Origin of the sequence: Luteolibacter sp. Populi (assembly GCF_040801775.1) — a bacterium.
Taxonomy (GTDB): Bacteria; Verrucomicrobiota; Verrucomicrobiia; order Verrucomicrobiales; family Akkermansiaceae; genus Haloferula.
This window is the reverse complement of sequence record NZ_CP161812.1, coordinates 5,774,015-5,796,193: the sequence shown is the minus strand read 5'-3', so window position 1 is coordinate 5,796,193 and position 22,179 is coordinate 5,774,015. Positions and strand designations below refer to the sequence as shown.

16 protein-coding genes are annotated in these 22,179 nt (G+C 64.2%); 10 read left to right on the top strand and 6 right to left on the bottom strand.

Annotated elements, in window-relative coordinates; genetic code table 11:
• Positions 1–68 precede the first annotated feature (68 nt).
• Together ABWK72_RS23520 and ABWK72_RS23515 are read right to left on the bottom strand one after the other, a co-directional pair.
• Positions 69–1,784, bottom strand: a complete 1,716-nt coding sequence (locus ABWK72_RS23520) for a GspE/PulE family protein (RefSeq protein WP_367872017.1) — start codon at positions 1,782–1,784, stop codon at positions 69–71.
• A gap of 141 nt (positions 1,785–1,925) precedes the next feature.
• Positions 1,926–2,981, bottom strand: a complete 1,056-nt coding sequence (locus ABWK72_RS23515) for a methyltransferase (RefSeq protein WP_367872016.1) — start codon at positions 2,979–2,981, stop codon at positions 1,926–1,928.
• A 291-nt stretch (positions 2,982–3,272) separates the two neighbouring features.
• Between ABWK72_RS23515 and ABWK72_RS23510 the strand changes: the two genes are divergently transcribed.
• The 5 genes from ABWK72_RS23510 (at position 3,273) to ABWK72_RS23490 (ending at position 12,257) form a co-directional block, all read left to right on the top strand.
• Positions 3,273–4,100: a tetratricopeptide repeat protein gene (locus tag ABWK72_RS23510; protein WP_367872015.1), complete on the top strand. Its 828-nt coding sequence runs from the start codon at positions 3,273–3,275 to the stop codon at positions 4,098–4,100.
• Positions 4,101–4,189: 89 nt separating this feature from the next.
• Positions 4,190–6,307 carry a sensor histidine kinase gene (locus ABWK72_RS23505; RefSeq protein ID WP_367872014.1) on the top strand — a complete coding sequence of 706 codons (2,118 nt, stop codon included), beginning with the start codon at positions 4,190–4,192 and terminating at the stop codon, positions 6,305–6,307.
• Complete coding sequence (locus tag ABWK72_RS23500; protein WP_367872013.1) at positions 6,304–6,939, top strand: response regulator transcription factor; 636 nt, start codon at positions 6,304–6,306, stop codon at positions 6,937–6,939. The genes ABWK72_RS23505 and ABWK72_RS23500 overlap by 4 nt, the downstream gene beginning before the upstream one ends.
• A gap of 430 nt (positions 6,940–7,369) precedes the next feature.
• A complete protein-coding gene (locus ABWK72_RS23495; RefSeq protein WP_367872012.1) occupies positions 7,370–10,309 on the top strand; it encodes an autotransporter-associated beta strand repeat-containing protein in 2,940 nt (979 codons plus the stop codon).
• Between the two features lie 91 nt (positions 10,310–10,400).
• Entirely contained in the window at positions 10,401–12,257 is a 1,857-nt protein-coding gene (locus ABWK72_RS23490; protein WP_367872011.1) for an alpha-L-fucosidase, read from the top strand.
• A 21-nt stretch (positions 12,258–12,278) separates the two neighbouring features.
• Here ABWK72_RS23490 and ABWK72_RS23485 read toward each other — a convergent pair whose 3' ends face one another.
• From ABWK72_RS23485 to ABWK72_RS23475, 3 genes are all read right to left on the bottom strand, one after another.
• Positions 12,279–13,112, bottom strand: coding sequence for a transglutaminase domain-containing protein (locus tag ABWK72_RS23485; protein ID WP_367872010.1), 834 nt, complete (start codon positions 13,110–13,112; stop codon positions 12,279–12,281).
• Between the two features lie 115 nt (positions 13,113–13,227).
• Positions 13,228–14,262, bottom strand: coding sequence for an alpha-E domain-containing protein (locus ABWK72_RS23480; protein ID WP_367872009.1), 1,035 nt, complete (start codon positions 14,260–14,262; stop codon positions 13,228–13,230).
• An 8-nt stretch (positions 14,263–14,270) separates the two neighbouring features.
• Complete coding sequence (locus ABWK72_RS23475; protein ID WP_367872008.1) at positions 14,271–15,701, bottom strand: circularly permuted type 2 ATP-grasp protein; 1,431 nt, start codon at positions 15,699–15,701, stop codon at positions 14,271–14,273.
• Between the two features lie 440 nt (positions 15,702–16,141).
• On the opposite strand from ABWK72_RS23475, the gene ABWK72_RS23470 reads away from it, so the two are divergent.
• The 5 genes from ABWK72_RS23470 to ABWK72_RS23450 all read left to right on the top strand — a co-directional run bounded on the left by ABWK72_RS23470 (position 16,142) and on the right by ABWK72_RS23450 (position 20,609).
• Entirely contained in the window at positions 16,142–16,942 is an 801-nt protein-coding gene (locus ABWK72_RS23470; RefSeq protein WP_367872007.1) for an ATP-binding cassette domain-containing protein, read from the top strand.
• Positions 16,943–17,014: 72 nt separating this feature from the next.
• Positions 17,015–17,353 (top strand): hypothetical protein, encoded by a 339-nt coding sequence (locus ABWK72_RS23465; RefSeq protein ID WP_367872006.1) that lies wholly within the window; start codon positions 17,015–17,017, stop codon positions 17,351–17,353.
• Positions 17,354–17,410: 57 nt separating this feature from the next.
• Positions 17,411–18,196 carry a succinate dehydrogenase cytochrome b subunit gene (locus ABWK72_RS23460; protein ID WP_367872005.1) on the top strand — a complete coding sequence of 262 codons (786 nt, stop codon included), beginning with the start codon at positions 17,411–17,413 and terminating at the stop codon, positions 18,194–18,196.
• A 41-nt stretch (positions 18,197–18,237) separates the two neighbouring features.
• Entirely contained in the window at positions 18,238–18,597 is a 360-nt protein-coding gene (locus ABWK72_RS23455) for a four helix bundle protein (RefSeq protein WP_367872004.1), read from the top strand.
• A gap of 41 nt (positions 18,598–18,638) precedes the next feature.
• Positions 18,639–20,609, top strand: a complete 1,971-nt coding sequence (locus ABWK72_RS23450; RefSeq protein WP_367872003.1) for a fumarate reductase/succinate dehydrogenase flavoprotein subunit — start codon at positions 18,639–18,641, stop codon at positions 20,607–20,609.
• A 322-nt stretch (positions 20,610–20,931) separates the two neighbouring features.
• Here ABWK72_RS23450 and ABWK72_RS23445 read toward each other — a convergent pair whose 3' ends face one another.
• Positions 20,932–22,134, bottom strand: coding sequence for an MDR family MFS transporter (locus ABWK72_RS23445; RefSeq protein WP_367872002.1), 1,203 nt, complete (start codon positions 22,132–22,134; stop codon positions 20,932–20,934).
• Positions 22,135–22,179: the final 45 nt, after the last annotated feature.

The window sequence follows — 22,179 nt, the reverse complement described above, 5'->3', positions numbered from 1 at the left end:
GAGCGATGAGATAAGAGATTTGAAATTTCAGATCTCAGATTTCAGATTTGAAATGGGCAGCAGGCGCTTCATTCCGTGGCGATGTCGGTGGCGGTGACGGAGATGACTTCCTCGATGGTGGTCATGCCTTGCATCACCTTGATCCAGCCGTAGCCGCGCATCGGCACGAAGCCTTCCTTCACCGACTGGGCGCGGATGTCCGGTGCCGAGGCACCGTGGGCGATCATGTCTTGCATGGTCTGGCTGAGGACCACGACTTCGTAAATGGCGAGACGGCCTTGGAAGCCGGTATTGCGGCAGCGGTCGCAGCCCTTGCCGATGTAGGCCTGGCCTTCGAGATTCATCGGGATGCCGAGCTCGCGGCGGTCGTCCATGGTGACCGTGCGCGGCACGCGGCAGTGCGGGCAGAGTTTCCGGACCAGGCGCTGGGCGAGGAAGGCGCGGACGGCGGCGGAGACCAGGAAGGGCTCCACGCCCATGTCGATCAGACGGCTGATGCCGCCGAGCGCGTCGTTCGTGTGCAGGGTGGAGAACACCAAGTGACCGGTGAGCGAGGCGCGGATGGCGATTTCCGCGGTCTCAAGGTCGCGAATTTCCCCGATCATGACCACGTTCGGGTCGGCGCGCAGGATCGAGCGCAGGCCGGCAGCGAAGGTCAGGCCGATGTCCGACTTCACCGCGATCTGCATGACCCCGGAGAGTTTGTTTTCCACCGGGTCCTCGATCGTGACGATGCGGCGGTCCGGGTGGTTGATCTCGCTGAGGAAGGAGTAGAGGCTGGTCGACTTACCCGAACCGGTGGGACCGGTGATCAGGATGATCCCGTTCGAGATGTGCAGCAGGGCCTCGATCTTGCCGCGGATGTGCTGCTCCATCCCGAGCTTGTCCAAATTGAACTTCTCCTGGTTGAGGAGACGCAGGGCCACGCTCTCGCCCTCGACCGTTGGCACGGTGGCGACGCGGACGTCGATGGTGCGGCCTTCGAACTGGAGGTTGATACGTCCGTCCTGCGGCAAGCGGCGCTCCGCGATATCGAGCCGCGACATGATCTTGAGACGGGCGATCACGGAACTTTGCAGCGCCTTGATGTTCTCCGGCACCGTCACTTCCAGCAGCCTGCCGTCGATCCGGTAGCGGATCCGCAGGTTACTGGCGAGAGGCTCGACGTGAATATCCGTCGCGCGCTGGTCGAGCGCTTCCCGGATGATCTGGTTCACGAATTTGACGACGCTGGCCTCCTCGTCCTCATCGGCGTCGATGACGTTGGCCTCGTCGTGGCCTTCGAGGTTTTCGTAGTCGAGATCGCGGCCTTCGAGGATCTGCTCGAAGGTATCAGCACCGACCCCGTAGAGCTTGCGCAGGGATTCGTGAATGCGGCGGCGCGAGGCCATGCACCACTCCACCGGCATCGCGATTTCCTGGGCGACGGCCTGGCGGGCGACGAGATTGAAGGGGTCGAAAGTAGCCAGCTTGAGGTGGGGCATCTCGCCCTCCGCTCCGTTGGTGATGGCCACGGGCAGCAGGCGGTGGCGTAGGGCGATCCGGGGACCACAGGCCTCGCGGAGCGGCAACGGGGCTTCGGCCTGCGGGATATTCTCCAGCCATTCCATGTCGACCTCGGCGGCGAGTTCACGCATGTAGGCTTCCTCATCCACCACGCCGGCATCCAGCACGTCGTCGATGGGAGAGCGCTGCCGCTGGGCCGCGCTTTCCAGCACTTCACCGAGTTTTTCCAAATCCGGGCAACCGCTACGGCGGGCGGGGTCGATCAACAAGTCGGTCATGCGGCTGGGTCGTTCTGCTGGCGGTCTTTTCCTTTAAAACCGGCGGGGGCGCAACTTGTCTCTGGAAATTCGGGCGCGAAGTGTCAGCGAACTCTCATTTCAGGCGCTCCCGGCTAAAAATCAGCGTCTTGTCCGCAGATTTCAGGGTTTTCCCGCCGTCATGACGCCCCGGTCGGCGGCGGTCGTCTGGAAGGAGAAGCCGCGGAAACCAGCCTCCGTCAACAACGTCTCATATTCCCCGGTGGAGTAGCACTTGCCCTGGGTCGAGTGCATCAGCAGCGCGGAATACTCGGCCACCGGCAGCGGACCGGTCTTGTCGGCGTCGATGAAGGCATCGTGGATGACCAGCATTCCGCCCGCTTCCAAGGCGTTGAAAGACGCGGCGAGGAGCTGGCGGACTTCCGGCAGATCCCAGTCGTGCAGGACATTGGAGAAGAGGTGGAGGTCGTATCCCGCTGGCAGATCTTCCTTCAGCATGTCCCCTGCCCTGACGGCCACGCGGTCCGCAAAGCCCAGCTCCACGATGCGCTTGGTGGCGATCTTTTCCACGGAGGCTTGGTCAAAAACGGTCGCGGTCAGATGCGGGTGGTTCGCCACCAGCGAGCAGGCGTAGATCCCCGAGCCGCCACCGATATCCAGAAGCCGGGAGGAACCGGAAAGGTCCAGCGCCTTGGCCATCGCCGGGCCTAACAGCACGCCGCGGCAATCCATCGCCGCGGTGAATTGACGAGCGAAGGTCTCATCTTCCATGGACCGGTGCCAATCGGCGGCATCATCCTCGTCGTAGCCGCCCCAATTCGCCGGTTTCCCGGTGCTGAGGACCTTGAGGTAGTCCTTGGTCACCGGGCGGTCCTTGAGGGAGCGGTAGTAAGGCGCGAGCGACCAAGCCGACTCCGCCGTCAGGAACTCCCTGCCGGAATCGCTGAGCTGGAAAACCTCGCCCTCGCGGCGGACGAAACCATTCGCCGTGAAGAGCGTCATCATCACATCGGTGGGACGCTCCGCGAATTTGAAGTGCGAGCAGATGGCTGCGAGGCCGGAGGGATTGGCGGCGAGCCAGGTGAAGAAATCGAGATGGACCAAGGCTGCGGTGACGAGATCGGCGGCGTAGAGGCCATCGCGGTAGCGGTAGGCGCGGGAGGGATCGGCGGCGGGGATGCGGGTGAGGTCGGGCGAATCCATGGGCGGGGTATGCATGCCTTGGCGGGGAGGGACAAGCGTAGGGCTTGTTCGTGCATGTGGGGGGATCGAGGGGGCTTGTTTACGGCCTTTTCGTGATCGGCGCAGTTGGGGACCATTCTGCGGGCCGGTGGCTCCGCGCTCCCGGCGGAAGAGCTGTCCGTAAGGGCGCAGCGATGACGATTTCATCACACAACGAGGATTCAAGCATCCGCCGGGGCACTAGAACTTCTCCGGGAAGATTTCCCGCGTCGATAGCCGGTCGCGGTCCCTTTGCGAAGGGGCCGCGGCTTCCGCCCTTACCCGTTCATGAAGATCGCCCCACTGTTTGCAGCTTTGGTGCTGCCCTTGGCGGCGCATCCCGACCCGCGGCACACGCTGGAGGAGATCAATTCACACCTCGCCCAAACCCCCGAGGATCAGGAGCTGCTGAGGCAAAAGGCCCAAGTGTATCTCTCCACCGGCAATCCTGGCGAGGCGGCGGCGATCTTCCTGGCGCTGCAAAAGCTCGGCCCCGATGAACCCGCGAACCTTTTGCTGGATGCCCGGGTCGCCCTCGCCAAGGACGAGCGGGAATCCTCCGCGGCCAAGGCGCGGGCGCTGGTGGCAAGGCACGCCCGGTTCGACCGGGGCTGGAAATTCCTGGCACAGGCGGAGGAGTCCGTTGGTCGCAGGGACGCGGCGCTCGCTGCCATGCTCCGCTACCTGGAGATCAGCGCTCACCCGGAACCGGGCGAAGTGCTGACCTGCGCCGGGTGGCTGCAGGGACGCGGTGCCACGGGTGATTTGGAGACGGCCGTCGCGGTGCTCGATGGCGGGCTGGCCAAGGCCGGCTGCCTCAGCGGCCTGCATCACAAGGCCATCGAAATCGAGCTGGGTCTGGGGCACTACGATTCCGCGCTGCGCCGCATCGACGCTCTGGCAGCGCGCTTCCGGCCATCGGTCGATCTCTCGCTGAAGCGGGCCGATATTTTGGAGAAGGCGGAGCGCTTCAAGGAAGCCGCCGACGCCTGCGATTCCGCGCTGGCCCTGATGGATGCCCTACCCGCGACCCGCAAGCGCAGCGATGCCTTCCAGCAGCAGTTCGCGGCGATGGCGAAGCGCAAGGCCGCAAATCTGGAGAAGCCCGGCAGTTGAAAGGCATCGCATGATCATGCGACTCTTGCACCCCCGGCGGCGGCTGTCAGATTGAGACATCGGGCGGCAACCCTCCGCCGGGTCCGGCGATGTTTTCACGAACGGCCATTTTTTTCAGCCTGCTCCTGGCCGGCAGCCTCGGCGCGGCGCCGCTGCTGCCGCTGCGGGTCGTGGAATCGACCCAGATGAATTTCGGGCACCCGCTGTCCGAGCTTCTGGATGGGGACGTGAATCCCGGCAACGGCGTGGACATGGACCGCGCCCAGTTCCAGGAGCAGGTGATCGTCTTCGCCACCGAGCAGCCGGTCTCGGCGCAGGTTTTCCAATTCACCACCTGGCACATCTCGAAGGAGCACGGAGCGTATCCGGCGCAGATGGAACTGGCCGTGACCTCCGACGCCAAACCGGACCGCCACAGCATCAATTGGAAGCCGCTCAAACCGAACCTGGTGATGACCGACTCCTTCCCCCGCAATCCGGGGCTGGTGCGGGCGGAGGGTGATTCGATTTATTTTTCCGAAGGGCTCGAACAAACCGTGCTGACGGTCCGCGCACCCTCCCCTCTCACGGGCGTGACCGGCTTCCGCCTGCGCTTCATCCCGGTCGATGCCAGCCACATCAGCGGGCAGCGGGTGATCGGCCGCAGCCGCAATGGCAATTGCGTGATCAACGAATTCCAGATCCAGCCCGATCCGCTGCGATCTTCCAATGTGGCGCTGGGACGACCGGTGCGCGCCTCGGGGCCGGTTTACGAAGGCCTCTACCCGCATTTCCTGACCGATGGTTTCGCGGCCTCCTTTTCCCATCCGGCGGAATTGCATCCGGCACGCGATTTCCACTACGAGGTGGATCTCGGCAGTTCGCGGCCGCTCGATTACATCGTCCTGCGCAGCCGCCTCGATGGCACCGCGCCGGAGCGCCTGGGCGACTACGAGGTGCAAGTGCTGGCCGACGACGGCAGCGGGACGCCCGGCGAGATCCGGTGGCGGGCAAGATTGCGACAGGACGGCTCGCACGTGCCGCCCGGCGGTCGCGATGTCATTCAGGCGGAGGACGGAACCGGTGGCAGCTTCTCCGGACGCTTCGTGCGCATCGTCAATCCGATCGACGCGCAGTGCCGCCCGCAGGTCGGCGAGGTGGAAGTCTATCCGCAACTGCACCCGCGGATCGAGATGGTGAGCGCGGATGGCCGGGAGATCGGCCAGCCGGAAGATTTGCCGCCGGGCACGCGGACGCTCGGTTTCACCCTGGCAGCGGGCAAGGACGATCCGGCTCCCGAGCTGCTGGTCTTCCGCTGGCGGCGCGCGAAAGCCGAGAACCAGTCCTGGACCGAGTGCAAGAGCGGCGAGCCGGTGAAGGTCGCGTGCGAGAAGCCGGGCAGCTATCCCTTCGAATTCCAAGCCCGCCATACGGATGGCCGCTGGAGCCGGCAGATCCAAACGCATACCTTCACCTTGCCCATCAAGTGGTGGCAAAGCCCGGTGCGGCTCGGGGCGATCGCGGTCAGCGTGCTGGTGGGCGCAGCGGGCCTGGCCTGGTGGGCCTCCGTCCGCCGCCTGCGGAACAAGCTGCAACTCGCCCAAGCGGCCCGCGCGATCGAGCAGGACCGCCTGCGGATCGCACGCGACATGCACGACGACATCGGCGCGCGGCTGACCCACATGGCGCTGCTGGCAGACCGCCTGAAGCGCTCGCCGGGGCACGATCCCGCGCTTCTAACAAAACTGGCCGGCGAGGCCCGCGGCACGGTCGGCGCGCTCGACCAGATCGTGTGGGCGGTGAATCCGCGCCACGATACCCTGGGCAGCCTCTCGGATTATCTGTGCAATCACGCCACCGGCTATCTGGCCGATGCCGGGCTGTCCTGCCACTTCGAGTCGCCGCCCTCCGGCCGTGAATCGGTGCTGCCCTTCGCAATCCGCCATCCCCTGCTGATGGCGGTGAAGGAGGCCCTGCAAAACGTGGTCAAGCACGCCGGTGCCAGCCGCGTGACGATCTCCCTGCAATCGAAAAACGACGCGATCGAACTCGCGGTGAGCGACGATGGCCGGGGCATCACCCGCCCCGAGCAAGACCCGGGCGATGGCGACGGCCTCGACAACATGCGCGGCCGTCTCGCCGAGGTCGGCGGCACTTGCATCATCGGCCCCTCCCCCGCGGGAGGCACCCGCGTCACCCTTTCGGTCCCATGGACCGCACACGCATGAAACCTTGTTCCATTAGCATCGTGGAGGACAACCTGCCCCTGGCAGAGGAATTGCAAGCGCTCTTCGAGAGCCAACCGGACATGCAGGTCCTGGATGCCTTCGCCTCGGCGGAGGCAGCGCTCCGCGCCTTGCCCGCGCGCATGCCCGACGTGCTGGTGGTGGACATCCGCCTGCCGGGGATGAGCGGCGTGGAGTTGATCGCCACGCTCAAGCCGCGCTTCCGCGAACTGCCGATCCTGGTCCTCACCATGTATGAGGAAAGCGACCTGATCTTCGATGCCCTCAAGGCCGGTGCCTCCGGTTACCTGCTGAAGCGCGTGGCGGGCGAGGAACTCTGCGACGCCGTGCGGCAGATCCAGCGCGGCGGCTCGCCGATGTCGCCGAGCATCGCGCGGAAGGTGGTGGATTCCTTCCGTGCGCCCACCCTCCCCGAGCCGGAAGGCCCGCGCCTCTCGCCGCGCGAGCAGGAGATCCTCGGACTCTTGGCCAATGGCGCGCTTTACAAGGAGATCGCCGGCGACCTGGGAATCAGCCTCGACACGGTGCGGACGCACCTGCGCCGGATCTACGAAAAACTCCACGTGCATACGCGGACGGAGGCGGTCGTGAAGTTCCTGGGGCATAAGCGCTAGTCCGCTCAGAAAGGTGGTCCGCACAGTCCTCTGTGCGGTCGAAGCAGTTCTGGTGGCGGCATCCACCCGAGGGCCCCCGGGTGAGGCGCGCTACAGGGGTGGCTTCGACCGCACAGAGGACTGTGCGGACCACCTTTTCCGGCCCCCTGCCGTATCACCCAAGCATGCGACTGCCGCAACCCGCGGCAATGGGCTTCTGTGTAGCCAGTCCAAAACCCAACGGACTGACTGATCCGCCCAAGGTCATGCAGCCAATCCCCGCCAGCCCCGCCCCGCAGCCGAAGCTCCGCTTCGCGCTCCGGCCTTGCGGTCCGGCGGCAGCATGCTCCGGGCGGCATCTCTGATTCGATTTCCAGGAGGTCGCGGCGGCGTACCGGCAATTCCGGTGCGCCGCCGCATTTCCTGAAAAACCCCGACGAGAATCCGACCCATGAAACCCCGCCATTTCCTTTCCACCTCCCTCGTAGCCTGTCTGCTTGCGACAGCGTCCCGGGCCACCATCTTTCCCTATGCCGAATATCATCTCGGCGAAGCGGGCAGCCTCGGTGCCAGCAACAAGCCGCAGGACTCCACCGGCAACAACCACCACATTCCGAACGTCGCAGGCGGCGAATCGGCCACGGTCGCCACCACCGGCTTGTCACCGAATGCAACCGGCTCCACCGCCTGCCTGGATACTTCCAACCCCGCCAACGAGGGCTGGTACGGGGAACCCAATACCTACGCGACCCTGCCTACGGACAATTTCGCCTTCGGTGTCTTCGCCCGCGCGGCGGCCATCGGAAACCCCACCCGTGGCGACGTCTTCACGCTCGGCGATGTCGCCGGTTCCCACAAGCTCAGCTTGGAAGGCACCGGCTGGTCGTCCAGCGCGCACAATGTGGACTGGATCGCACCGGCGGGAGGCGTGCCCGGGTCTTTCACGCCGAACACCTGGGTCCACCTGGCCATCGTCCGCAGCGCTGGCGTGTCCACCTTCTACATCGACGGTGTAGCTCACGGAACCTTCAGCGGTGACGCGGTCCATGCCGCGCCGCACATCTCGGTGCAGCCGGGCGGCGGCGAGTTTGGCTTTTTCGACGGGCAATTGGACGAAGCGAGAATCGTGACCTTCACTCCTGGCCAATCGCCCGAGAGCGTTATCGCGGCCCTTCAAGGCGGAGTCGTGCCGACAGCGTTCTTCGAATTGGGAGTGGGGGCTACCTACAATGCCGCAAACCTTTCCACCGACGAAGAATCGACCTTCCGGCTCGGCGGTGCGATCCAGGATTCCGTCGTCATTACCGGAGACGGCGGACTGTCGGTGGCGGCGGGATCTGCCCCCAAGCACATCATCCATATTTCGCAGGAGGGCGGGATTCCCACCGGGAGCTACCCACTGATCTACTATACCGGCAGTATCGGCGGCCTTGGTTTCGACGGGCTGCAACTCGCTCCCCTGCCCGGCCGCATCACCGGCTCGCTGGTGAACAACACCGTGGATTCGACCATTGATCTGGTGATCAGCGGCTCCGAAGCCGGAGACATCACCTGGACCGGCAGCGGCGGCGACATCTGGAATGTAGAGGGCAATAGCAACTGGGTCTTCACCAATACCACCACGCCGACGAAGTTCTTCCCCGGAGACGTGGTCCGCTTCAACGACACCGCCGCGACCAACGCGGTCACGATTGCCCAGACCGTGACCCCCGGCGCCATCTACATCCCCGCGAACGAGGATTACAGCTTCAACGGCGCGGGGGGCATCGGCGGCTCGGCCACGCTCGAGAAGAGCGGCACGGGAACCCTGACCTTCACCAACCCGAACACCCACAGCGGCGAGATCTACATCGATGCCGGCACCGTCCGCGTCGGCGATGGCGGCAGCACCGGCTCGCTGGGCACCGGACCCATGGGCCTCGAAGGCAATCTGATCGTGAACCGCAGCGGCACTCTGAACATGCCGAATAGCATCGGCGGGTCCGGCAGTATCGAAAAGCTCGGCGACGGGCGCTTGGTGATGAGCGGCAGCAGCAGCTTCGAGGGCACCGTAACGCTCACTTCAGGCGTGATCGCCTCCGGGCACGCAAACTGCCTGGGCAGCCCCGGCACCGGAACAACCGTGGCCGCGGGAGCCACGCTCGATGCTTTCAGCGGCGGCTTCGGCAACGAACCGATCACCATCAACGGCACCGGCGTGAATGCCGAGGGCGCGATCATCAATACCGGGGCCGCAAACCAGCTCGACGGCGTGAAGTTCCTCATCCTCGGCAGCGACTCCAGTATCGGCGGTGCCAACCGCTGGGACGTCCGCGGTGACGACGCGACCATCACCGGAGGATTCACGCTTACAAAGATCGGAACCGGTCAGGTCAGCATCGTGAACGCCGATGTCTCGGTGCCGAATATCGTGATCGACGGCGGCATGCTATCGCTGGAGCGCGGCGCGAACGTCGACAACAGCAGCCCCGGCACGATCACCGTCAATGGGACCGTGCTCGGCTTCGGTGACTTCGGGATCCCGATTGTTTGCACCAAGCCGATTCTCATGAGCGGCGGCCGGATGACCACCACCTCGCAGGATGCCAATGGCAGCGCGATCATCGATTCGCCGGTCCAACTCGAAGACACCGCCACCATCCAGACCTGGAGCGGAACCACCCTCACCTACAACGGAGCCTTTACCGGTTCCGGCTCCCTGGTGAAGGATGACTTCGGCACCGCGATTCTGACCGGAGCCCACTCCTGGGCCGGGGACACGACGGTTGCCCTAGGCACCTTGTCGTTCGCTGCCAGCGGCCTCGCGGACACCTCCACGGTGACCGTGGGCAAGGCTGCGACCTTGAACCTCGGCTTCAGCGGCACGGATACCGTATCCGCCATGTTCATCAACGGCATTCAACTGGCGCCCGGGGTCTATAACGCCAGCCACGACAGCGGTCGCCTGGCCGGCACCGGCAGCCTGACCGTAAGCACCGGACCGGTGGGCACGCCCTACCAGCTTTGGGCGAGCGCCAGTGGCATCGGTGGAGCCGGCTCCGCGGAGGATTCCGATAATGACGGCATCAGCAACGGCATCGAATTCGTGATCGGCAGCGATCCGAGCGGTCCGGGCTCGGATTCCAATGCGCTCAGGCCCACCGCGACCACGACTGCCACGCATCTGGTATTCATCTATCGCCGCGCCGACGAGTCCGCCGCCTTCGCTCCCTTCGTACAATACGGCAGCGACCTGAGCGGCTGGAACACCGCCGTCAATGGAACCAACGGAATCACCATCCTTGAAGAAGACGACGCCATCGCCACCGGCATCAACCGTGTCACGGTCAGCATCCCGGTTCCGGCAAACGGGCAGAGCCTCTTTGCACGGCTGCAAGCGACCACCTTCTGATCATCCTGGCTCATCCGGCACCGCCGTCGTGGGGGCGGTGGTGCCGGAACTTTCCATGTGTTTCCCCGCCGCATTCCGCTAGCATCGGGCGATGAGCCGATTCCTTTTCCGATCCTCGCTCTGCTGCGCGCTCCTGGCAGCGCAAGCGCTCGCCGCCGATGAAGCTTCGACCGGCGATCCCGAGATCATGGCCTTCGCCGGCAGCGAGGAGTGGAAGGCCGACCACGAGCAGCGCGTGAAGTGGTTCCGCGAGGCGCGCTTCGGAATGTTCATTCACCTCGGCCTCTACTCCGCGGCGGGCGGTTACTGGCCTCCCGATCCCGCGAAAGGCATCCGCTACGAGCAGCAGCAGGCGGAGCGCATCCGCACCTGGGCATCGGTCGGCGAACCGGAATACGGGACGGCGCTCAAGCCGCTCTTCAAACCCGAACCAGGCTGCACCGCGGAGTGGGCGAAGCTGGCGAGGGAAGCCGGCATGAGATATGCCGTCTTCACCGCCAAGCACCACGAGGGCTACACGCTCTTCAACAGCAAGTCGGAATACTCGGTGCACAATCCGGTCACGGGCAGCACCAATATCTCGCCCGCCGGGCGAGATCTCTTCCGCGAGTTCACCGATAGCTTCCGCAGCGAAGGTCTCGTACCCGGAGCCTACTACTCGCTCATCGATTGGCAGTATCCGGATGCCGCGCGCTACCGGCGCTACCTGCACCAGCACCTCACCGAACTGGCCTCGGGCTACGGCCCCCTGGGCATCCTGTGGGTCGACTACTCCTCCGCCGGCAGCGAGGGAGCCCACTGGGGCACCCGCTCGATCCTAGACATCTGGCGCACCCACCAACCCGCGGCGATCGTCAACAACCGCTTCTGGAGCGGGCTTGAGAATCCCTACGGCGACTTCTTCACGCCGGAGAAATACGTCCCGCCCGCAGGCTACAATGGCCGGATCTTCGAAGCCTGCCACACCTTGAACGAGAGCTTCGGTTTCAGCCATCACGACAACTCGTGGAAGGGCCCGGCCGACGTGATCCGCCTGCTCGCCGAAGTCGCGAGCAAGGGCGGCAACCTGCTGCTCAACGTGGGCCCCGACGCGCACGGCCGCATTCCCGATCCGGCGGCGCGCACCCTGCGTGAGGTCGGCAAATGGCTCGGCACCCATGGCGAGGCGATCTACGGCACCACCGGCTCGCCCCTGCTCTATCCCCCCTTCAAGGGCTGGATCACCCTCTCCGCCGACGACCGCGATCCCACCTTGTATTGCCACATCCGCGAGTGGCCGGAGGGCGGGCTGCTGTCCTTGGAAGGCCTCGACACGCCTTGCAGCTCGGCCACCCTGTTAGGCACCGGCTTCGTGGATATCGAGCAATCCGGAAACGGGCCGCCCACCATCCGCCTGCCCGCGAATCCGCCCGATCCGTCCGATCCCCTGCCGGTCGTCGCAGTGCGCTTGAACGGCCCGCCGGTCTTCGATTTTTCGCCTTACCCGCGCCAGGCACCGGACCGCTCGATCACCCTCCTCGCCACGCAGGCGGTGCTCTCACCCTCGGTCACCGCCACCAACCCGATGCGCATGGAGGAAAGCCACATCGGCTTCTGGTCTGACACCGGTGAGAGCGTGTGGTTCCCCTTCATGATGCGCTATCCCTTCACCCCCCGCAACGCCGATGGCAGCGAAGCCAAACTCCCCGGCCGTTTCGAGGTGATGCTGGACGCCGCCGTCGGCAGCGAGTCGGGCGGAGAGGTCGAGATCCGCCTGTTAGACCAGACCTTGCATTGCAGCCTCAGCTCGACCTCGCATTGGCGGGAGTTCCGGGAAGTGAGCGCGGGGACCGTCACCATTTCCCAGCCGGGCCTGATGGCGCTTCACGTCCGCCCGCTCAAGATCAAAGGGATCGGCTTGATGAATCTGAGATCGGTGAAGCTGATCCCGGTGGCGGGAGATGGGTGATACGTGGAGGGGCTGCCCCCGTCACTCCACCTTCTCCACCTCCACATACACGGACATCTTGCAATGCCCGCTGCCGTGGTAAGTGCCGCGGACAGGTGCCACGTCATCATAGTCCCGCCCGACGGCGATCTTGATGTAGCGCTCGTCCGCCAGCGTCTCGTTGGTGGGATCGAAACCGATCCAGCCGGTGCCCGGGAAAAAGACCTCCGCCCACGCATGCGAGGCCTGGGCACCTACCAAATGGTCTTTGGGGCCATTGTAGAGATAGCCGGATGCATAGCGCGCCGGAATACCAATCGACCGGCACAGCCCGAGCATCACGTGCGTGAAGTCCTGGCAGACCCCGCGGCGCAGCGCAAAGGCTTCCTCGATCCGCGTGCTGACGCTGGTCGAGCCGGTCTCGTAACGGAAATTCCGGTGGATCCAGTGCATGATCGCCACCGCCTGTTCGAAAACCGGACCGATGCCGCTGGTGATGTCGATGGCGTGCTTCCAAACGTGAGGATTCCGCGACACGAAAGGGCTGTCCTGAAGGTAGGCCCAGGTCCGCTCCGGAATGTCCCCGCCGCGATAATCATGGAGCATCACATGCTGGTCGGCTTCCGACAACTCAAGCGGCAGATTCTGGATCCGGATGCGGCTCTCGATCTCAAGCCGGCGATGGTCGCCGGGGATCTCGAAGTGATGGGTGACGTTCTGGAAAAGGTCGTTGAAGCGCCGGACCCGGGTGGCGGGCAGCACCCTGACCACCGCCGACAAGGTGCGCTGGAAAGGGAAGGTGCGCGGCTCCAGGTGAAGCGTGTTCATGCTGTCCCGCACCGGCGCATCATAGTCGAAGACGGTCCGGTGGAGCACACGGAAAACGGGGCCTGGCTGCAAGGGCTGTGCCATGAGCGGTCCGGGTGTGGGCGCAGGACGTGCGCCAAGTTCGGGAGGTTCCTGATTCAAAACGCGGGAAATTGCTACGGCGCTATTGCTGCTGCTGGGCCATCTGCCAAGCCACCACTGCGCTCATGTTGGCCGCGGGAATCGGCGGGCGGTTGTTGTTGGCGTCGGGCAGCAGCACATAGGTGCGGAAGAGCTCTTCACCGATCGAGTTGAACTTCTCCTGCGTCTGGTCGAGGTATTCGTGCAGGCCGCTCGCGAGAACCTCGCCGGGCGAGCCGTAAGCCAATTCGCCTAACAGCCGGCCCGCGACGCGTTCCGCATCGTTCGTATAAGTGCCGCGCGGTCCTCCGGAGATGCTGTGAAGATTGCGGTCGATGCGGTCCACGCAGAAGCGGACGGAGCGCGGGAACTGGTGGGAGAAGATCAGGAAGCCCACCACCGTTTCGGCGGTCGGCTCGCCACGGTGCGCTGCCCGGAAGGCCCCGAGCGCTCCGCACGAGCGCAGGATCGCCGTCCAATGGAAGGTGACGGCACCGTTCCCCGGCACCTCGGATTCCGGCAGGAAACTGGTGATGTCCAGGAAGCGGGTGGTTTTGTCCGCCCGCTCCAGATGCCGGCCCAGGTCCATGAATTCCCAAGCCTCGGTGCGCGCGATCGAGGCCGCAGCGATGCCATGGAAGGCGAAGGTGGCACGCCGGATCGTCTCGTAGTAGCGCGTGGGATCGGCCGCCAGCAGCATCTCGCCGTCGCGGGAGTTGATGAAGAGATAGAGCGAGTTCAGCTCTTCCCACAGTTCCTCCGAAAGCTGGTCGCGGACCATGCGCGCGTTCTCCCGCGCCTGGGCGATCGAGGAGACGATGCTGCTGGGGTTCTTCCGGTCGTCGGTCAGGAAGCGGATCACCTCCACGCTGCCCGCCTCGCTGTAGTGCTCGGCGAACAGCGCCTCGTCGCCGGTGCTGAGGATGATCGGCTTCCAGAAGGCGCGCAGGCGTTCGCTGTCGAGGCGCTCGTGGTCGAGCAGGAGCTGGCCGTTGACTTCGATCAGGCGGGCAAGGTTATCGGCCCGCTCGATGTAGCGGACCATCCAGTAGAGGCTATTGGCAACGCGGGAGAGCATGAGGTAAGTTATTTCAAGACCCAGGTGTCCTTGCTGCCGCCACCCTGGGAGGAATTGACCACCAGCGAGTTCTTGCGCAGGGCCACGCGGGTCAAGCCGCCGGGAACGATCTTCACGTCGCTGCCGTAGATGATGTAGGGCCGCAGGTCGATGTGGCGGCCTTCCATGCCATCGTCCCCGCACCAGGTCGGCGAGCGGGACAGGGCCACCACCGGTTGGGCGATGAAATTGCGCGGATCCTCGATGATCTTGTCCCTGAACAGGGCGAGTTCTTCCTTGCTCGCGGTAGGCCCCATCAGCATCCCGTAGCCGCCCGATTCATTGGCGGCCTTCACGACCAGTTCCGGCAAGTGCTCGAGGATGTATTTCCGGTCGCTCTCTTCCGAGGCCAGGAAGGTCGGCACGTTCGGCAGGATCGGATCCTGGCCGAGGTAGTATTCGATGATCTTCGGGACGAAGTAGTAGATCACCTTGTCATCCGCCACGCCGGTGCCGACGGCATTCGCCAGCGCCACATGCCCGGCCTGATAGGCCCGCATGATGCCGGGAACGCCGAGGCAGGAGTCCTTGCGGAAAACCTGCGGGTCGAGGAAGTCGTCATCGATCCGGCGGTAGATCACGTCCACGCGGACGAGGCCCTTGGTCGTGCGCATGTAAACGAAATCGTCCATCACCACCAGGTCGCGGCCCTCCACGATCTCGATGCCCATCTCGCGGGCCAGGTAGCAGTGCTCGAAGTAGGCGCTGTTGTAACAGCCCGGGGTCAGCAGCACGCAGACCGGCTCGCCCTCGCGGTGCGGCGAGACGTGGTGGAGCATGTCCAGCAGCTCGCGCGGGTAAGCATCCACCGAGCGGACGCCCAGCGACTCGAAAAGAGCGGGGAATGCCCGCTTCAGCGCATTCCGGTTCTCCAGCAGATAGGAAGCACCGGAAGGGCAGCGGCCATTGTCCTCCAGCACGTAGTAGGTGCCGTCCGCGCCGCGGATCAGGTCGCTGCCGCAGATGTGGATGTAGATATCCTTCGGCACGTTCATGCCGCGGAACTCGGGCCGATAGTGCTTCGCCTCCTCGATGTAGAAGCGCGGGATGATCCCGTCGCGCAGGATGTGCTGCTCGTGGTAGATGTCGTGAAGGAAGAGATTCAGCGCGATGATCCGCTGGGTCAGCCCCGCCTCCAGATGCTCCCACTCGTCCGCCGGGATCACCCGCGGCACAGGATCGAAGGGGAAGATCCGCTCGGTCCCCTGGTCGTCGTGATAGACGTTGAAAGTGACTCCCTGGCGGAGGAAATGCTGGTCGCAGGAAGCGCGCCTCGCCTCGAAATCCGCCAAGGGAAGGCCGGAGAAACGGTTCAGCAGGGCGCGGTAGTGTGGCCGCACCTCGCCGCCCGGGGCGAACATCTCATCGAAAAATCCATCTGCCTCGTAGGCCTCAAACATGCGCATTCTTGGGGTGGAGATCGGATTAGCAGGGCACGGGCCAACTCGGTTCCCATTCCTATCAGATCATCCTGAGGCAAGGAGCAGTGGAAGGTAAAGAGGGGTTTTAAAAAGGTGGTCCGCACAGTCCTCTGTGCGGCCGAAGCCGCTCTCGTAGCGCATGGAAACCCCGACTGCCCCGGCCACCATCCCCGAAAGGTGGTTCGCACAACCGGAGGCGCAGCCGGAGATAGCCCCGCACTTTAATTTCCCGGAGCCGGGCAATCCTCTGTGCGGTCGAAGCCGCTCTGGTAGCGCATGGAAACCCTCACTGCTCCGGCGGCCATCTCCGGGGTCACCCGGTCTCCGACCACCGCAAGAACTGCTTCAACCGCACAGAGGACTGTGCGGACCACCTTTTTTTCCGTGCCGCCCGGTCCCGGGCCTGCTTTGAAAGGCCCGTGGCTTACCTCGAAATTCGCGACCTCCAGACCCATTTCAAGAAGCGCTCCGGCTCGCTCCTCGCTCCGACCGTCGAAACGATCCGGGCCGTGGACGGGGTCAGCCTGTCGATCGAACGCGGCGAAATCCTCGGTCTGGTCGGCGAGTCCGGCTGCGGGAAGTCCACGCTCTCGCGCACGGTCATGCAGTTGATCCGTCCCACTGCCGGCTCGATCATCCTCAATGGCGAGGACCTGGCCCAACTCCCGGCCGGGGAAGTCCGCAAGCGCCGCCTCGACTTCCAGATGGTCTTCCAAGACCCCTACGCCTCGCTCAACCCGCGGATGACCGTCTTCTCCACCCTCTCCGAGGCGATCCGCCAGCGCCACCGCGGCATCTCCCGCGCCGATATGGAGAGCCGCGTGGTCCGCCTGTTGGAGACCGTCGGCCTCGATCCCCGCTTCCAGAAGAAATACCCGCACGAATTCTCCGGCGGCCAGCGCCAGCGCATCGCGATCGCCCGGGCCCTCGCCCCGGAGCCAAAGCTGATCATCGCGGACGAGCCTGTTTCCGCCCTCGACGTCTCGATCCAGTCCCAGATCCTCAATCTGCTCAAAAAGCTGCGCGCGGAGCTGGGCCTGACCATGATCTTCATCACCCACGATCTCGGCGTCGTGCGCTACCTCGCCGACCGGATCGTGGTCATGTACAAGGGCAAGATCGTGGAAGAAGGCGAGGCCGAGGCTCTCTTCGCCAATCCGCAGAATGCCTACACGCAGAAGCTGCTCGCCGCGATCCCAAAGCTGGCCGCGACGGTTTAAGCTGACCGGCTTCAGGCAGCTCGGCCGGAGGTTTCCCTTGCCCGGCCCGACCCCTCGGCCCAAGACTCGGGCATGGATCCTTTCCTCCTCAAAACGCTCCACATCGCCGGAGCCCTCGGCGCATTCGCCGCCATCGGCGCGATCATCGCCGCCGCGGATGAGAAAAACCGCAAGCTGGCCAGCGCCCTCCACGGGATTTCGCTGCTCCTGCTGCTGCTTCTGGGATTCGCGATGCTGAAAAAGCCGCCGATGGACCAGCACTGGTGGCAGGTGAAGCTGGTGATCTGGCTCTTCCTCGGTGCCGCCCCGGCACTGGCCAAGCGGAAGGTGCTGCCCGCCGCCGCCCTGCTCGGCATCTGCGTGCTCCTGGGAGCCGTGGCCGCCTACATGGCCCTCGCCAAACCGTTTTAATCCCACCCATCTGCTTTTTTCACGCCTGATCCTGCGCGGAGGGGAGTCTCCCCTTGCATGCCAGCGGAGCGGGCCGTAATTCTCCCGCGGGCCGATTCGAGATCACCGTTCATGAGCGCCGTCGCAGTTTCTTCATTCCCAATCGTTTCCCGCGTCTGGAAGTCTTCCATCGGACGCAAGATGATCGTAGCCGTCACCGGCTTGGTGCTTGTCGGCTTCCTAGCCGGGCACCTCGCGGGGAACCTGCTGGTCTTCGCCGGTCGCGACCACTTCAACGACTACGCCCAGCAGCTCCACGAGCTCTTCCACGGCGTCGGCGTCTGGATCGCCCGCGCCGGATTGCTGGTGGCGGTCGTCCTGCACATCGCCGCGACGATCTCGCTGACCCGCGAGAACCGTGCCGCCCGCACCGCCTACGCGCATCCCACCACCATCCAGACCACCAAGTCGGCCAAGGGGATGATCTACACCGGCCTGACCATCCTCGCCTTCATCGTCTACCACCTGATGCACTTCACCCTGCACGTGGGGAACACCTACGGCAGCTACGTTGATTCGGAGCATCTCTACGAGGAGAAGGAAGCCCGCATCGACGCGTGGAAGATGGTCATCGACGGCTTCTCGGTGTGGTACGTCGTGCTCTTCTACCTGATCGCGATGACGATGCTCTGCTCGCACCTCAGCCACGGCGTCGGCTCGATGTTCCAGACCCTCGGCTTCCGCTCGAAGAAGTCCGCGCCGATGGTGACAGCCATTTCCAAGGGCTACGCGCTGGTGATTTACCTCGGATTCATTTCGATCCCGATCGCCATTCTCGTCTTCGGCTTCGGCAAAGGGAAGTGAGAAATGGAAAAGTGAAAAATGGAAAATGAAAATTGGGAGCCATGGAAAACATCGAGCTCAAAGCCCGTTGCAAACAATTCGCCCTTCGGGTGATGCGTTTGGTACGCGCTTTGCCGAATGACCGGGTTGCCAATCCAATCGCCAACCAACTCATCCGCTCCGGGACATCGGTCGCCGCCAACTACCGCGCAGCTTGTTTAGGAAAATCCAGGGCCGACTTCATTTCAAAAATCGGAACCGCCATTGAAGAAGCTGACGAGTCGGCCCTCTGGATGGAACTCATCATCGAAGACAAAATCCTGCCCGCAACCAAAGTCTCACCACTTCTGAAGGAGGCCAACGAACTGCTCGCGATCTTCTTGGCTTCCCTCCAAACCGCTCGCCGCAACCAGAAGAGCTGATTCAAGCACTTTTCATTTTTCACTCTTCATTTTTCATTCAGATGGCTCTTGATAGCAAAATTCCGGACGGTCCGATGGACCAGAAGTGGTCCAAGCACAAGTTCGACTCGAAGCTGATCAATCCGGCGAACAAGCGGAAGTTCACCATCATCGTGGTCGGTTCCGGACTCGCAGGTGGCTCCGCCGCGGCGACGCTTGCCGAGCTCGGCTATCAGGTGAAGTGCTTCTGCTATCAGGACAGCCCGCGCCGCGCGCACTCGATCGCAGCCCAGGGTGGGATCAATGCCGCGAAGAACTACCAGAATGACGGCGACTCGGTGCAGCGCCTCTTCTACGACACGGTGAAGGGTGGCGACTTCCGCGCCCGCGAGGCGAACGTCCATCGCCTCGCCGAGGTCTCGGTCAATATCATCGACCAGTGCGTGGCGCAGGGCGTGCCCTTCGCCCGCGAATACGGCGGCCTGCTCGACAACCGCTCCTTCGGCGGTGCCCAAGTTTCCCGCACCTTCTACGCCCGCGGCCAGACCGGGCAGCAGCTTCTCATCGGTTGCTACCAGGCGCTGGAGAAGGAGATCCACAAGGGCGGCGTGAAGATGTATCCGCGCACCGAGATGCTCGATCTCGTGCTCGTGGACGGCCACGCCAAGGGCATCGTCGTGCGCGACATGACCACCGGCAAGATCAGCTCCCATGCCGGCGATGCCGTGATCATGGCCACCGGCGGCTACGGCAATGTCTTCTTCCTCTCGACCAATGCGATGGGCTGCAACGTCACCTCGACGTGGCGGGCGGCGAAGCGCGGGGCCTACTTCGCGAACCCTTGCTACACCCAGATTCACCCGACCTGCATCCCGGTCAGCGGCGACTACCAGTCGAAGCTCACCCTGATGTCTGAGTCGCTCCGCAACGACGGCCGCGTTTGGGCCCCGAAGACCCAGGAGATCGCCGCGAAGGTCCGCAAGGGTGAGTTGAACCCCGCCGATGTCCCGGAGGATGCCCGCGACTACTATCTCGAGCGCAAGTATCCTTCTTACGGCAACCTAGCCCCGCGCGACATCTCATCGCGGGCCGCGAAGGAAGCCTGCGACGACGGCCGCGGCATCGCCAAGACCGGCCTCGGCGTTTACCTGGATTTCCGCGATGCCATCGGCCGCCTCGGCGAGCCGACCATCCGCGCCCGCTACGGCAACCTCTTCCAGATGTATGAGAAGATCGCCGGCGAAGATCCCTACAAGCGCCCGATGATGATCTACCCCGCGGTGCACTACACCATGGGCGGCCTCTGGGTGGACTACAACCTGATGTCGAACATCCCCGGCCTGCACGTGCTGGGCGAGGCGAATTTTTCCGACCACGGCGCGAACCGCCTCGGGGCCTCGGCCCTGATGCAGGGCCTGGCCGACGGCTACTTCGTGATCCCGACCACGATCGCGATCTACCTCGCCTCGCAAAAGCCGGGCGCGGTGAAGACCGATCACCCGGAATTCAAGCGGGTGGAAGAAGAGGTCACCGCGCGGACCAACCGCCTGCTCTCGATCAATGGCAAGCGGACCGTGGACAGCTTCCACAAGCAGCTTGGCGAGATCATGTGGAACAAATGCGGCATGGCCCGCTCCCGCGAAGGCCTGACCGAGGCCATCGCCGAGATCCCGAAGATCCGCGAGGAATTCTGGCAGAACGTCCGCGTTCCCGGCTCCGGCGACATCACCAACATGGAACTCGAGAAGGCCGGCCGCGTTGCCGACTTCCTCGAATTCGGCGAAATGATGTGCTACGACGCCCGCGACCGCGAGGAATCCTGCGGCGGCCACTTCCGCACCGAGCACCAATTCACCGAAGCCGACCCCGAAGTGCAGTCCGGCAAGACCCAGGCCGGCGAGGCCAAGCGTCACGACGAAACCTTCTGCCACGTCTCCGCATGGGAGTACAAGGGCGAAGGTGCTGCTCCGGAATTGCACAAGGAACCGCTGACCTTCGATGCGGTGCACCTGTCGATCCGGAGCTACGCTTGATCGCCGCTTTCGGGGGCGTTCTATGGAGTGCGGCGGTACGGCCTGCCCCTTACCCACATCTTCGTGATGCTTCACGGACGGCTCTACCGCTGGGAGCGCGGAGCCACCGGCCCGCAGAATGGTCCCTCGCTGTCCGCGACACGGACAGGTAGGCAGCCAATCAACGGCGCTTTCCACCACCACCGCGTGATGGATAGCGCTGATTTGGTAGCTTCTGCGGGGCGGAGCCTCCGCGGTCCCGGGCGCTGGCGCGTCAGACGGGACGGAATGTGGCTAACGGACAGGTCGTGCCGCCGCACTCCATATAGCGTCACCCGCCCACTCAATCGGTCACGGGGTTATAGCGCTTCCGCCCGCTGGCAAGCGTCAGCCCGGCAGCGACCAAGCACAGCACGAAGATCGCCCCCCACAGCAGCGGCGGGTTGTATCCATACATCGTGATCCCGAGCGAGGGGCCGACCATCGTCGCGCTGCTCCACGAGATCGACATCACACCCTGGTAGCGCCCGCGCATCTCGTCCGGTGCCAGCGCGGCCATGTAGCTGCTGTTCACTGGCAGGGCGATCATTTCGCCAAGGGTGAAGACCAGCATGCTCGTGATCAGCATGAAGATGGTGGGACCGAACGCGTTCATGCCCATCCCGAGGCCCACGATCCCATAGCCGACCGCCATCGTCAGCACCGGCGGGAAGCGCTTGGTGTAACTGGTCAGCGGCAATTCGAGGAACACGATGAGAATCCCGTTCAGGGCCATCAGCAAGCCGTAGGCCCGCTCGTCCAGCCCCGCGCCCTTGGTGGCTTGCAAGGCGTAGCTGCTGCTCATCTGCCAGAACACGACCCCGATCAGGAAACCCGCGCCGTTTGCCAGCAGGAAGGGCACGTTGGTTTTCATGTGCCGCAGCGCAATCCCCCAGCCGCTCAGTTCCCTGGCAATCCGTGGCCGCGCTTTCACTCCGAAGAACACCAGCGCACCGAGGATCAGCGTCGTCGCAGCATCGGCCACGAAGAGTGCGAAGAAGGACCGCTCCGCCATGAAGCCCGCGGTGGCCATGCCGGCGGCAAAGCCGAGATTGATCGCAAAGCGCTGGCACGAATAAGCCCGGACCCGTAGGTGCGGCGGAATCAGGTCCGCGATCAAAGCTCCCGAAGCGGGACCGTAGATCGCCGACAGCAAGCCGTTCATGAAGGTGGCGCCCACAAACTCGGGGACGCTATGGGCCTGCGACAGCAATAGCATGGAGAGCGCGGACCCGACGCAGGCAAGCAACATCGTCGACCGTCTCCCGATGCGGTCCGCCAGGTAGCCGCCGATCGCGCCCGCGATCAGCGCACCCGCGCCGTAAGCCGCCATGGTGAAACTGATGACCCTGGCATCGTAGCCCTGCCGGCTGAGGTAGATCGCCAGGAAGGGAATCACGAAGTGCCCGAAGCGGTTCACCAGGGTGCCGCTGAAAAGGATCCAGTATTCCCCGGGCAGCGACCGCAGGTCCTGCCAGAGTGTGGTGGGGGGTGTTTCCGGGTTCATGTCATGGCATGGGGCGCAAAAAAAGCCCCGTCCACCGGGATCGGC